General features: G+C 64.1%; 13 protein-coding genes. 8 read left to right on the forward strand and 5 right to left on the reverse strand.

Annotated elements, in window-relative coordinates; genetic code table 11:
• Position 1: 1 nt before the first annotated feature.
• On the reverse strand, positions 2 to 1,309 hold the full coding sequence (locus tag QYS36_RS08340) for an MFS transporter (protein ID WP_308839035.1): 1,308 nt from the start codon (positions 1,307 to 1,309) through the stop codon (positions 2 to 4).
• Positions 1,310 to 1,926: 617 nt separating this feature from the next.
• Here QYS36_RS08340 and QYS36_RS08345 point away from each other — a divergent pair.
• The 3 genes from QYS36_RS08345 (at position 1,927) to QYS36_RS08355 (ending at position 5,023) form a co-directional block, all read left to right on the forward strand.
• Entirely contained in the window at positions 1,927 to 2,904 is a 978-nt protein-coding gene (locus tag QYS36_RS08345) for a tripartite tricarboxylate transporter substrate binding protein (RefSeq protein WP_308839036.1), read from the forward strand.
• A gap of 64 nt (positions 2,905 to 2,968) precedes the next feature.
• The gene (locus QYS36_RS08350) at positions 2,969 to 3,493 is read left to right on the forward strand and encodes a tripartite tricarboxylate transporter TctB family protein (protein ID WP_308839037.1); all 525 of its coding nucleotides are present in this window, start codon (positions 2,969 to 2,971) and stop codon (positions 3,491 to 3,493) included.
• Positions 3,494 to 3,502: 9 nt separating this feature from the next.
• On the forward strand, positions 3,503 to 5,023 hold the full coding sequence (locus tag QYS36_RS08355; protein ID WP_308839038.1) for a tripartite tricarboxylate transporter permease: 1,521 nt from the start codon (positions 3,503 to 3,505) through the stop codon (positions 5,021 to 5,023).
• Between the two features lie 64 nt (positions 5,024 to 5,087).
• Here the strand turns inward: QYS36_RS08355 and QYS36_RS08360 are convergent, their stop codons facing one another.
• Positions 5,088 to 5,378, reverse strand: coding sequence for a YheV family putative zinc ribbon protein (locus QYS36_RS08360; protein ID WP_308839039.1), 291 nt, complete (start codon positions 5,376 to 5,378; stop codon positions 5,088 to 5,090).
• The gene (gene prlC, locus QYS36_RS08365) at positions 5,375 to 7,423 is read right to left on the reverse strand and encodes an oligopeptidase A (protein WP_308839040.1); all 2,049 of its coding nucleotides are present in this window, start codon (positions 7,421 to 7,423) and stop codon (positions 5,375 to 5,377) included. The genes QYS36_RS08360 and prlC overlap by 4 nt, the downstream gene beginning before the upstream one ends.
• Positions 7,424 to 7,522: 99 nt before the next feature.
• Between prlC and QYS36_RS08370 the strand changes: the two genes are divergently transcribed.
• The 5 genes from QYS36_RS08370 (at position 7,523) to QYS36_RS08390 (ending at position 10,046) form a co-directional block, all read left to right on the forward strand.
• Positions 7,523 to 8,065 carry a gamma carbonic anhydrase family protein gene (locus QYS36_RS08370; RefSeq protein WP_308839041.1) on the forward strand — a complete coding sequence of 181 codons (543 nt, stop codon included), beginning with the start codon at positions 7,523 to 7,525 and terminating at the stop codon, positions 8,063 to 8,065.
• Positions 8,062 to 8,493: a hypothetical protein gene (locus QYS36_RS08375; protein ID WP_308839042.1), complete on the forward strand. Its 432-nt coding sequence runs from the start codon at positions 8,062 to 8,064 to the stop codon at positions 8,491 to 8,493. The genes QYS36_RS08370 and QYS36_RS08375 overlap by 4 nt, the downstream gene beginning before the upstream one ends.
• A 104-nt stretch (positions 8,494 to 8,597) precedes the next feature.
• Positions 8,598 to 9,068, forward strand: coding sequence for an antitoxin Xre/MbcA/ParS toxin-binding domain-containing protein (locus tag QYS36_RS08380; protein ID WP_308839043.1), 471 nt, complete (start codon positions 8,598 to 8,600; stop codon positions 9,066 to 9,068).
• On the forward strand, positions 9,068 to 9,529 hold the full coding sequence (locus tag QYS36_RS08385; RefSeq protein ID WP_308839044.1) for an RES family NAD+ phosphorylase: 462 nt from the start codon (positions 9,068 to 9,070) through the stop codon (positions 9,527 to 9,529). The genes QYS36_RS08380 and QYS36_RS08385 overlap by 1 nt, the downstream gene beginning before the upstream one ends.
• Before the next feature lie 19 nt (positions 9,530 to 9,548).
• Complete coding sequence (locus QYS36_RS08390; RefSeq protein ID WP_308839045.1) at positions 9,549 to 10,046, forward strand: GNAT family N-acetyltransferase; 498 nt, start codon at positions 9,549 to 9,551, stop codon at positions 10,044 to 10,046.
• Between the two features lie 182 nt (positions 10,047 to 10,228).
• Here QYS36_RS08390 and solA read toward each other — a convergent pair whose 3' ends face one another.
• Both solA and QYS36_RS08400 read right to left on the reverse strand, forming a co-directional pair.
• Entirely contained in the window at positions 10,229 to 11,395 is a 1,167-nt protein-coding gene (gene solA / locus QYS36_RS08395; RefSeq protein ID WP_308839046.1) for an N-methyl-L-tryptophan oxidase, read from the reverse strand.
• An 8-nt stretch (positions 11,396 to 11,403) separates the two neighbouring features.
• Positions 11,404 to 12,063, reverse strand: coding sequence for an HD domain-containing protein (locus QYS36_RS08400; protein ID WP_308839262.1), 660 nt, complete (start codon positions 12,061 to 12,063; stop codon positions 11,404 to 11,406).
• Positions 12,064 to 12,087 lie beyond the last annotated feature (24 nt).

Below are 12,087 nucleotides of genomic sequence, written 5' to 3' on the forward strand. Positions count from 1 at the left end.
TTCAGTCTTTCAGTTCGATGCGCTGGATACGGCCGACCACTAGCAGGTAACAAAACACCGCCAGGAGGGAGTTGGCCGCCACGTAGGCCAGGGCCAGGTCGAACGAGCCGCTGCGGCTGACCAGGTAACCGACGATGATCGGCGTGGTGATCGCCGCCAGGTTGCCGAAGCTGTTGAAGAGCCCGCCGCTGAGCCCGACGATCTGCCGCGGCGAGGTGTCGGCCACCAGTGTCCAACCCAGGGTGCCGAAGCCCTTGCCGAAGAACGCCAGGGCCATCAGCGCCAGCACCGCGGCGTCGCTGTCGGCGAACACGCACAGGCCGATGGAGGCCGACAACGTCATGCCAGTGACGATCGGCAGCTTGCGCGCCAGGGTCAGCGAGTAGCCGCGACGTACCAGGGCATCGGAAAGCATGCCGCCCGCCAGGCTGCCGACAAAGCCGCTGATGGCCGGCAATGCCGCAGCGAAACCGGCTCCGATCAGGGTCATGCCACGCTCCTGCACCAGATACACGGGAAACCAGGTCAGCAGAAAGTAGGTGGTGGCATTGCTCAGGTACTGGCCGGCGTAGATGCCCAGCAGGGTGCGCTGGCTCAGCAGCTGCCAAAGATGACCGCGCTGCCGGGGCTTGCCGGTCGCGGGCAGCGGCGTCAGGTCGAGCAGCCCGCCGCCGCGCTCGATATGCGCGAACTCGGCGGCGCCGATGCGCGGATGCAGGCGCGGGCTGTGGATGGTTCGCGCCCAGAGGAAGCACAGCGCGAAACCGAAACAGCCGAGCACGATGAACACCTGCTGCCAGCCAAAGGCTTGCACCACCCAGCCCATCAGGGGGGCGAACAGCGCCGTGGAGCAATACTGCGCCGAGCCGGACACCGCGGTGGCGGTGGCGCGCTCGGCGCTCGGGAACCAGGCGGCGATGATCCTCGCGTTGCCGGGAAAACAAGGGGCCGCAGCCAGGCCGACCGCCACGCGCAGCAGAAACAGGCTGGCCACCGTCCAGGCCACCGGCAGGAAGCCGACGAAACCCTGGGCGAAGGTGAGCGCCGACCAGCTCAACAGGGCGATGGCGTACACGCGCTTGACGTCGAAACGGTCGAACAGCCAGCCGCCAGGAATCTGCGCGACCACGTAGGCCCAGCCGAATGCCGAGAAGATATAACCGAGGGTCACCGCGTCGATGCCCAGGTCGGCCTGCAGGGCCGCCCCGGCGATGGACATGCTCGAGCGGTCGGCAAAGGTCACCGCAGTGACCAGAAACAGCATCGCCACGATGCTGAAGCGTACGCGTCCGATTCTAGGGGCAGCCATGAGCGATCCTTGCGATGAAACACGACACGGGAAAAAGGCCGGCGTCAGGGTTCACAGCGGATGTCGGGGGCTGCGGGGGCAATGTTGATCATCAGGGGCCTTGTTTGTTGTTATACGGCGCCGGGAGCGCGCGGGCGGATGGAGAACGAGCATACGGACTCGAACACAACTTTTGTCATACGTTATCGTACAACAACATAAAAAATCATCCCACACCTACCTACCGCGGCTTCTCAGAAGCCCAGTCGCATTTCTGCACGTGACTCAAAGCGCATCAACAGCAAGGGTTCCGTTGACAGCACCGAGCGAGCTTGGTACTAATTCGCCAAGTCATACGACAACCTATAACAAGAGAGGCTACGGTCATGCCTACGACCACAACTGCCTACCCGGGTGCCCCGACACCTCTGCTCCCCTTACCCCGGTCAAGCGCCCATGCCTGCGCCTGATCACGCCGCTCCCGCATGCCTGCCTGTCGGCCACCAAGGCTTCTGCCATGGCCACGCTACCGCACCCGAGTCACGCCCTGTCTTCCTTCGCCTTGCGGCACGGCAGCGATGCGCCGTTCCCGATTCATCGTCATGAACTGACGGTCCTACACCACCACGGAGCTTCCAATGAAAAAAATATTCCGCGCCTCTCTTCTATCTGCCGTCGTCGGCATGGGTGCCATCGGCGCTCAATCAGCAGCCATTGCTGATGAGGTCAAATGGCCGACCCGCCCGGTGCAGGTCGTGGTGATCGCCAACCCGGGCGGTGATACCGACTTCAACGCCCGCATGATGGCCAAGTACTTCAACGAGATCACCGGCAAGAACATGGTGGTGACCAACGTCGCCGGTGGTGGCGGAACCCTGGCAGCCGAGCAGGTGAAAGGCGCAGCCGCTGACGGCAACACCATTCTGTTCACCCACCCGGGGCAGCTGATCGTCAACGAAGTGGCGGGTCTGACCGAAGACAGCTACGAGACCTTCGATGTGGCCTGCATTGCCGGCGTCGACAAGAGCACCGTGTTCGTCGCCTCCAAGCAGTCGGGCGTGACCAACATGCAGGATCTGGTCGAGAAGTCCAAGGCCAAGCCGGGCAGCATCACCTACGGCACCGAGATGGGCAGCTTCTCGCACCTGCAGGGCCTGATGCTGGAAAAACTCACCGGCGCCAAACTGAAGATGGTCGATGGTGGCACCGTATCCGACCGCGTGGTGGGCATGCTGGGCGGCCGCCTCGATCTGGGCGCCATCACCTATGGCTCGGTACAGGACTACGTCAACGGCGGCCAGATGGTTGCCCTCGGCCAGCCGAACGCCGAGCGCAACGAACTGCTGGGCGACGTGCCGACCCTGAAAGAGCAAGGCCTGGACATCACCATGGACAAGCCTTACGTGGTGGCCTTCCCGAAAGGTACCGATCCGGCGATCATCAAGAAGATGTCTGACATCATGAAACAGATCACCGAGAAACCCGAGTACGCCGAAGACCTGAAGAAATTCAAGCAACCTGTCGCGTTCTACGGCACCGAAGAGGCCAAGCAGGTTCTGGCCAAGACCCGCGAAGACTTCATGCAGTTCAAGGATCAACTGCGCCAGGCCAAGTGAGTCATGACGCCGCGCCGGCTCAATGAGCGGGCCGGCGCCGCGCATTCGTTCTTCGAGGTTTCACATGAGCACCACCGCGAAAAAGAAAGAGCTGATCATTGGCGTGGTCATGATCGGTGTCAGCCTCGCCTACATGGTGATGGCCTACCAGTTGCCCGGGCATGACGGCATCGATGCCGGCACCCTGCCCGTGCTGCTGGCCGGTTTCCTGACCCTGCTGGGCGTGTTTCAGCTGCTCGGCGCATTGCCGAAGAAAGGGCCCGGCGAAGAAGTGCCCGTGACCACCGCCAGCGACCTGCCCGAGGTGCCCAAGGAAGAAGCGCCAGCCGATGTCATCGAACCGAAAACCGTGCTGCTGACCCTCGGCCTGATCCTCGGGTACATGGCGCTGCTCGGCCCGGTCGGATTCCCGATCATGACGGTGATCTACCTGTACCTGCAGTTCCTGGTGCTGACGCCCGTCACGCAGAAACCTCGGCACGTCGTCTACCTGCTGACCGCGGCGATCTGCTCGGCCGTCATCTTCCTGCTGTTCCGCGAGGCCTTCGACCTGTTGCTGCCCGCTGGCCTGCTGAACAACTTCATCTGAGGATCGACCATGCTCGACTTATTGCAGCAAGGCTTCGGTGCCGTCTTCTCATTGAACATCATGATGCTGATGGCCGTTGGCGTGGCCATGGGCATCGTCTTCGGCGCCGTGCCGGGGCTGTCGGCCACCATGGCCGTGGCGCTGTGCCTGCCGCTGACCTTCACCATGGGCCCGCAAGCGGGCCTGTCCCTGCTGGTCGCACTGTTCATCGGTGCCACCTCGGGGGGGTTGATCTCGGCGATCCTGCTGAAGATCCCCGGTACGCCGTCCTCCATCGCCACGGTGTTCGACGGCGGCCCGCTGATGGAACAGGGCCATGGCGTGAAAGCGCTGGGCGTGGGCATCGTGTTCTCGTTCCTGGGCACCATCTTCAGCATCGCCGCGCTGATGTTCATCGCCCCGCAGCTGGCCAAGGTAGCCCTGAGCTTCGGGCCCCATGAATACTTCGCCATCGCCGTATTCTCCCTGACCCTGATCGCCACCCTGTCGGCCGGCTCCATGGTCAAGGGCCTGTTCGCCGGTGCACTGGGCATCGCCGTGTCTACCGTGGGCATCGCCCCGGTCGAGGCCATCCGCCGCTTCACCTTCGGGTTCAGCGAGCTCAACGGCGGGTTCTCGATGCTGACGGTGATGATCGGCATGTTCGCCGTGGCCGAGATCATCAAACTCGCCGAAACCGGCCGGCATGCCGTGCAGGGCAAGGCCAAGTCGGTGAGCATGAAAAACATCAAGGGCTTCGGTTTCTCGCTCAAGGAGTTCCGCGAGCAACTGCCCAACGCTGGCCGCTCCGGCCTGATCGGCCTGGGCATCGGTATCCTGCCGGGTATCGGCGCGGGTACCTCGAACCTGGTGTCCTACATCATCGCCAAGAAGCGCGCCAAGGATGGTGACACCTACGGCAAGGGCAACATCGGTGGCGTGGTGGCCAGCGAGACCGCCAACAATGCCGGTATCGGTGGCGCCATGATGCCGCTGATGACCCTCGGCATTCCCGGTGACACCGTTACCGCGATCATGCTCGGCGGCTTCCTGATCCACGGCATCCAGCCTGGCCCGCTGCTGTTCATCAGCCAGGGGCCACTGGTGTACACCATCTTCGCCGCGCTGATCGTCGCCACGGTGATGATGCTGTTCATGGAGTTCTACGGCCTGCGCCTGTTCATCAAGCTGCTCGACGTGCCCAAGCACATCCTGCTGCCGATCATCCTGGTGCTGTGCGTGGTCGGTGCCTTCGGCCTCTCCAGCCGCCTGTTCGACGTCTGGTCGATCCTGCTGTTCGGTCTGCTCGGCTACGGGTTCGTCAAGGCGGGCATGCCGGCGGCGCCGTTCATCATCGGCTTCATCCTCGGGCCGATGGCGGAAACCAACCTGCGCCGCGGCCTGATGCTGTCCGATGGCAACTTCACGGAGTTCTTCACCAACCCCATCGCCGGCACCTTCCTCGGCTTGGCGCTGGCGTTCATCCTCTGGCAAGTGTTCAGCGCACTGCGCCCGAAACCCAGCGCGATCAACGAGATTCTGCGTACCTGATCGCTGCCGTGGAAACGAAAACGCCGCTCCAACTGGAGCGGCGTTTTTTATTGTGGCGATGCTGTCAGTCGTCGCTTTTCTTCAGCTTCGGATTGGGGAAGAACTGCACCGCCTTGACCTTGGGGTCGGCCGGCTTCTTCGGCGTCAGGCCGCTGACGTTGACGCGGGTCGGCAGCTCCCTGGCCACCGAGTTGCCGCGCTCGTCCAGGGTGTCGGCGTAACCGCACTGCACGCATTCACGGTGCGGCACGCCGTCGACGTTCCACATCTTGATGCTGTCCATCTCGCTGCACGCCGGGCATACGGCACCGGCGATAAAGCGCTTGGGCGTGACCTCTACAGGCGCGTCGCTCATGCCGCCTCCGCGCTCAGGCCGAGATGGCGAAGCAGCGCGTCGATGCTTGGCTCACGGCCGCGGAAATCGACGAACAGCACCATCGGCGCCTGGGAACCACCGCGCGCCAGGATCGCCTCGCGGAAGGCACGACCGGTCTGCGGGTTGAGCACGCCCTCTTCCTCGAACTTCGAGAAGGCGTCGGCGCTCAGCACCTCGGCCCACTTGTAGCTGTAGTAACCGGCCGCGTAACCGCCGGCGAAGATGTGCGCGAAGCTGTTGGGGAAGCGGTTGTAGGCCGGCGGATGCAGCACCGAGACCTCGTCGCGGATGCCTTCGAGCACCTCCAGTACACTGCGGCCGTCACCATGGGTGGCGTGCAGTTCGAAGTCGAACAGCGAGAACTCCAGTTGGCGCACCATCATCAGGCCGGACTGGAAGTTCTTGGCGGCGAGCATCTTGTCGAGCAGGTCCTGGGGCAGCGGTTCGCCGGTCTGGTAATGGCCGGAGATCAGCGCCAGGCCCTCGGGCTCCCAGCACCAGTTTTCCATGAACTGGCTCGGCAGCTCGACGGCGTCCCAGGCCACGCCGTTGATGCCGGATACGCCGACATGCTCGACGCGGGTCAGCAGGTGATGCAGGCCATGGCCGAATTCGTGGAACAGCGTGGTGACTTCATCATGGGTCAGCAGCGCCGGCTTGCCGGCCGAAGCAGGCGTGAAGTTGCACACCAGGTTGGCCACCGGGCTGACCAGCTCGCCGCTCAATGCACGGCGCTTGTCACGGGCGCCATCCATCCAGGCACCGCCACGCTTGTTGGCGCGGGCGTAAAGATCGAAGAAGAAGCGCCCGACGTGCCCGCCGTTTTCGCTGATCTCGAACAGCCGCACGTCCGGGTGCCAGGTGTCGAAGTCATGCAGCTCCTTGATCTGGATGCCGTAGAGCTTCTCGACGATGGCGAACAGGCCACTCAACACCTTGTCGATGGGGAAGTAGGCACGCAGGATTTCCTGGGAAATGCTGTAGCGCTGCTCGCGCAGCTTCTCGCTGTAGTAGCCCACGTCCCAGCTCTGCAGGTCGTTGCAGCCCTGCTCGGCGGCGAATGCACGCAGCTCGGTCAGGTCCTGCTCGGCGAACGGCTTGCTGCGCACCGCCAGGTCGCGCAGGAAGCTCAGCACCTGTTCGGTGGAGTCGGCCATCTTGCTGGCCAGGCTCAGTTCGGAATAGTTGGCGAAGCCCAACAGGCGCGCCAGCTCCTGGCGCAGCTCGAGAATCTCGGCCATCACCGGGCCGTTGTCGTGCTGCCCGGCATTCGGACCCTGGTCCGAGGCCCGGGTGCAATAAGCCGCGTACAGCTCTTCGCGCAGCGCGCGGTTGTCGGCGTAGGTCATCACCGCGTAGTAGCTGGGGAATTCCAGGGTGATCAGCCAGCCCTGCAGGTTCTTGGCCTCGGCGGCCTGCTGCATCTGCGCCTTGGCCGACTCGGTGATGCCGGCCAGGAGGCTTTCGTCCTCGATGTGCTTGGTCCAGGCCTGGGTGGCGTCCAGCAGCTGGTTGGAAAAGCGGCTGCCCAGCTCGGACAGCTTCATCTGGATCTCGCCGTAGCGCTTCTGCTGCTCGGGCGGCAGGTCGATACCGGACAGGCGGAAATCACGCAGGGCCTGTTCGAGAATGGTCTTCTGCGCGACATCGAAATTCGCCGCTTCGGGGCTGGCGGCCAGCGCCTCGTAGGCCTGGAACAGGGCGCGGTTCTGGCCCATTTCCGTCCAGTATTCCGACAGCTTCGGCAGGCACGCCTCGTAGGCGGCACGCAGCTCGGGGTTGTTGCGCACGGCATTGAGGTGGCTGACCGGGCTCCAGGCGCGGCCCAGCTTGGCGCCCTGCTCGTCGAGCGCGTCGATCAGGCTTTCCCAGCGCGGCGCATCGCCCTGGCTGGCCAGCACCTTGGCGACCACGCTGCGGCTCTCGGCGAGAATGGCGTCCACCGCCGGCTCTACATGCTCGGGCTTGATGGTCGAATACGGCGGCAGGTCGAAATCTTGCAGCAGGGGATTGTTCGCACTCACGTCGGGTACCTGTGGTGGAATGAATTAGAAAGACTGACAACTGATATGGCGGTCATCTTAATTACAATCAACCCCCGACGCAGCTTAAGAGGTTCTATCGTGGCGATTCGTACTTACCAATCCATCACCCCGCAGCTTGGCGAACGTGCATTCGTCGACGCCTCGGCGGTGGTCATCGGCGACGTGGAAATCGGCGAGGACAGTTCGGTGTGGCCGCTCACCGTGATCCGCGGCGACATGCACCGCATCCGCATCGGCAAGCGCACCAGCGTGCAGGACGGCAGCGTGCTGCACATCACCCACGCCGGGCCGTTCAACCCGGACGGTTTCCCGCTGATCATCGGTGACGAAGTGACCATCGGCCACAAGGTGATGCTGCACGGCTGCACCCTGGGCAGCCGCATCCTGGTCGGCATGGGCAGCACGGTGATGGACGGCGCGGTGGTCGAGGACGACGTGATCATCGGCGCAGGCAGCCTGGTGCCACCGGGCAAGGTGCTGGAGAGCGGCTTCCTGTACGTCGGCAGCCCGGTGAAACAGGCGCGGCCACTGAACGACAAGGAGCGCAACTTCTTCAGCTACACCGCTGGCAACTACGTGAAGCTCAAGGATCAGCACATCACCGAGGGCTACGACAGGTGAGGCGTCTGCTGGCAGGCGCGCTATTGGTCACCGCCTGCGCGCCAGCCTGGGCAGACGATGTGCGCTGCCTGCAATCGACCGGCGGCGGCAAGCCGATCCGCCTGAGCCTGACCCTGTTCACCACCGAACAAGGCGAGTGGAGCCGCGCCGGCACGGTGCTGTATGCCGGCCAGGCCGACAGCCTGCCCATCGTGTTCAAAAGCAGCGAAGTGGTCGACGAGGTAGAGGGTCGCCCGTGGGAATACCTCAGCACCTGGCTGGAGGTGCTGCCTGACGAAGAACGCATCGGCGGGCGCTACAGCTTTCACCATCAGGGCGCCGTGGTATTCGATTTCCAGTACAGGAACCTGCGCACCGGCAAGACCTTCCATTTCGAGGAGAACCCGGCGGTGCTGGATGCCTACAACAGCTGTAACTGGCCCGCGTAAACCAACATCGCAGCTTTTGCCATCCAGCAGCCAGGCGTGCAAACGCGAGCGGAATGGCGTAACCTTCATTTGACGTTTATTTTTATTCAAATGAAGGAGGCAGCATGAGCATTACCGCAATGCGTCAGGCCAAAGAGGGCAAGGACGACCACTCGCCCGTGGTCGCTGCCTTCTGGGATTTCAGCGCCGGGCGGGAAAAGCTCAGCGAAGCCGAGCGCCTGCAGCAGATCAGGGACGGCTTCGCTGCCGACCTGGTGCAGGCCGTCAAGGCGACCTTCAGCCTGCCCGAGCGCAGCCTGGAAATCCTCCTCAACGCCTCGATCTCGACCCTCGAACGCCGCCGCCGCGAGCGCAAGGTGCTCGACCCGGTCGCCTCGGAGCGCCTGGATCGCATCGCCATGGTCTGCCAGCTGGCTGAAGAGGTATTCGAGAGCCGCCAGGCCGCTGCCGAGTGGATGTCGCGCAGCAATCGCTCGCTCGGCAGCCAGGCGCCGATCATGCTCTGCGAGACGGAAATCGGCGCCAAGCAGGTACGCCGGGTGCTCAACGCCCTCGACTGGGGTGGCGCTGCCTGATGCGTGCCTGGCGCGTGGCCAAGGCCAAGCGAGCGACCGATCTGTCCGGGCGTGGCGCCGCCATCGAAGGTGGCCGCTGGAACGAACAGGACATCGCCGCCGTGTACATGGGCCTCAGCCCCGGCATCTGCTGCCTGGAAACCTTCGTCCACGCCGAAGGCCCGCCGGCGATGCCGATGAAGATCACCTGTTTCGAGTTGCCGGACGACCCGGATCTTTACTGGGAGCCTGCCGTCGGCGAACTGCCAGACGGCTGGAACGCCCTGCCGGTGGATCGCCCGAGCATGGATTTTGGCAGCACCTGGCTGCGCGCCGTCAGCCACCTCGGCCTGATCGTGCCATCCACGGTGCTGCCACTGGAGCGCAACCTGGTGGTCAACCCGCTGCACCCCGCGGTGAGCCGCATCCGCATCGTCGATACCTACGATTTCACCTACGACCCACGCATGTTCAAGGCGTGACCCAGCCACAGGAAGCCACGTGAATATCCGCCCCATTACCGCCAATGACTTCGATCAGGTCTGGCCGATCATCCATGATGTCGTCCAGGGCCAGGAAACCTACGCCTACGACCCCGCCATGGACCGCGAGACGGCCTGGAAGACCTGGGTCGAGTTGCCCCGCGCCACCTTCGTGGCCGAACAGGACGGGCAGATCCTCGGCACCTACTACATCAAGGCCAACGCCGCCGGCCCGGGCGACCACGTGTGCAACTGCGGCTACATGACCTCGCCGGCGGCCCGCGGCAAGGGCGTGGCAGGCGCGCTGTGCCAGCACTCGCTACAGACCGCCCGCGAGCTGGGCTTTAAAGCCATGCAGTTCAATTCCGTGGTGGCCAGCAACACCGTCGCCGTGGCGCTGTGGCAAAAGCACGGCTTCACCATCGTCGGCACCCTGCCCAAAGCCTACCGCCACCGCACCCTGGGCCTGGTGGACTGCCATGTGATGTACCGCTGGCTGAATGACAATGATCTTTAGCCTTCAAATTGCCTGCGATGGCCGCAACGTGGCGATAGCAGCCGGTCGTAGGGTGGACGACGCCTCATCCGTCCACCGCTCTGCGATTGCAATGGTGGATGAAAAGAGCGTCATCCACCCTACGGCCGCTTCCGCCTTGCTGCCGTCTATTCGTCGGTAGCACCTGAGACCTTGATTGCAGGCTACGACCTGAAACGCGCCAGCGAGAATGCCGACAGGTCTGCCGCGCCAGGCTCGTTGCAATGCTGCATGGCCAGCGCCTCGCCGATGCCGGCGGAATGCTTGAAACCATGCCCCGAGCAGGCCGACACCAGGATCACGTTGGCCATCTGCGGATGGGCATCGATGATGAAGTTGAAATCCGGTGTGAGGGTGTAGGTACAGACCTTGGACTTCAGCACCCGCCGGGACACCCCCAGCAGCCGGCCAGCCACATGGGCGTCGTACAGGGCGTCGATATCCGCCTGGCTGACGCTACGGTCCACGGCATCCGGGTCGCAGCCATCGAGGTATTGCTCGGTGGCGATCTTGATGGCGTTCTCGCCCGGCAACGGCGGGAAGCCGTAGCAGCTGTCGGTATCGGCCGCGCCGTGCAGCAGGATGTACACCGGCGAGCCGGCGGCAAAGCGCTCGGGCTCGTCCAGCTCGAACCACACCAGTTGCTGGCGACAGACCTTGAGCAAGCCCTCGACCGAGGCACCGAGCAGCTTGCCCGTCCACATGCCGGCACAGACGATGGCCTTGTCCGCGGTCAGCGTGCCGCTGCTGGTGCGCACACGAATGCCTCCGGCCTCTGACTCGATGGCCTCGACAAGCGTGTTGCCGTGCAACACCGCGCCCAGCGTCTCGGCCAGCCTCAGCTGTACCTCGATGGCCCGCTCGGGGCGCACATAACCGGCGCCCGGCTCGTAATAGCCGGTAGCCCCGTTGCCAAAGCCGCCGAACTGCGGGAAGCGTGCGCGAATGCCCGCGGCATCCAGCAGGCTGTGCTCGATACCGAAGCGTTTGGCCAGCGCCGCCGTTTCGCCGCCGAAGTCCGCCGTGCCGTGGCCGCGGGTCGGCTGATGACTGCTGCTGAGCATCAACATGCCGCAGGCTTCGAACAGCGCCTCGCCGCTCTGCACCTCCAGCTCACGCCAGATGCGCTGGGAGTTCAACGCCAGCGGCACATAAGCCGCGCCCTCGCCCACCGCCTGGCGGGTAATGCGCGTATCGCCATGGCTGGAGCCCTGATCATGGGGCGGCGCGTAACGATCCACGCCGGCCACGCGTACACCGCGCTTGGCCAACTGATACAGGGTGGCGGCGCCCATGGCGCCCAGGCCGATCACGATTACGTCGTAGTGCATGGGGTTCTCTACTGCTCGAAGGGCTGGATTTCGTCGCGAAAGGCGTCGAGAAAGGCGACCATCCGCGCGTGCCGTTGCTGCGCCAAACGCGCACCAGCCGTTGTCTGAAAGCCGGAGGCCAGGCCCAGCAGCTTGGTGTGAAAATGATCCAGGGCAAAGCGCTGATCATCCAGCGGGCGCTGCCGGGCATCGATATCGTCGGCGTCATACAGCGCGCTGCCCAGGCGCCCGGAGACATGAAAGCACCGCGCCACGCCGATCAGGCCGATGGCATCCAGGCGGTCGGCGTCCTGCAGGATGCGCGCCTCCAGGCTGGTGGGCATGATAGCGGCAGAAAAACTGTGCGCCTCGATGGCATGGCACACGGCGGCGATGCGCTCGCTCGGCCAGCCAATGCCAGCGAGCAATTCGCCGGCCTGTGCGGCGGATAACCGCGAAGCGCTGGAGCGCAATGGCGAATCCTTCTCCACCGCCACGCAGTCATGCAGCAGCACGGCCGCCAGCAGCAACTGCAGGTCGCCGCCCTCTTCGCGCTGCAGTTGCCGAACGTTGGCCCAGACCCGCTGCAGGTGCGACAGATCATGGGCGCCATCGTCGCTCGATGGCGCGCAACGCGAGAGCAGCCGACCGGCAAGCTCGGCATGGGGGGCAAAGCAATCCAGGTTCATCGACAGGGCGCCATGTGCGAAAAC

Source organism: Pseudomonas sp. G34 (assembly GCF_031119625.1).
Taxonomy (GTDB): domain Bacteria; phylum Pseudomonadota; class Gammaproteobacteria; order Pseudomonadales; family Pseudomonadaceae; genus Aquipseudomonas.

What these genes read in the sequence shown, in the direction of transcription:
- QYS36_RS08345 (WP_308839036.1), top strand. Translation starts at nt 1,927, where the DNA reads ATGAAAAAAATATTCCGCGCCTCTCTTCTATCTGCCGTCGTCGGCATG.
- QYS36_RS08355 (WP_308839038.1), top strand. Translation starts at nt 3,503, where the DNA reads ATGCTCGACTTATTGCAGCAAGGCTTCGGTGCCGTCTTCTCATTGAAC.
- QYS36_RS08385 (WP_308839044.1), top strand. Translation starts at nt 9,068, where the DNA reads ATGCGTGCCTGGCGCGTGGCCAAGGCCAAGCGAGCGACCGATCTGTCC.
- solA (WP_308839046.1), bottom strand. Translation starts at nt 11,395, where the DNA reads ATGCACTACGACGTAATCGTGATCGGCCTGGGCGCCATGGGCGCCGCC.
- QYS36_RS08340 (WP_308839035.1), bottom strand. Translation starts at nt 1,309, where the DNA reads ATGGCTGCCCCTAGAATCGGACGCGTACGCTTCAGCATCGTGGCGATG.
- QYS36_RS08350 (WP_308839037.1), top strand. Translation starts at nt 2,969, where the DNA reads ATGAGCACCACCGCGAAAAAGAAAGAGCTGATCATTGGCGTGGTCATG.
- QYS36_RS08360 (WP_308839039.1), bottom strand. Translation starts at nt 5,378, where the DNA reads ATGAGCGACGCGCCTGTAGAGGTCACGCCCAAGCGCTTTATCGCCGGT.
- QYS36_RS08400 (WP_308839262.1), bottom strand. Translation starts at nt 12,063, where the DNA reads ATGAACCTGGATTGCTTTGCCCCCCATGCCGAGCTTGCCGGTCGGCTG.
- QYS36_RS08380 (WP_308839043.1), top strand. Translation starts at nt 8,598, where the DNA reads ATGAGCATTACCGCAATGCGTCAGGCCAAAGAGGGCAAGGACGACCAC.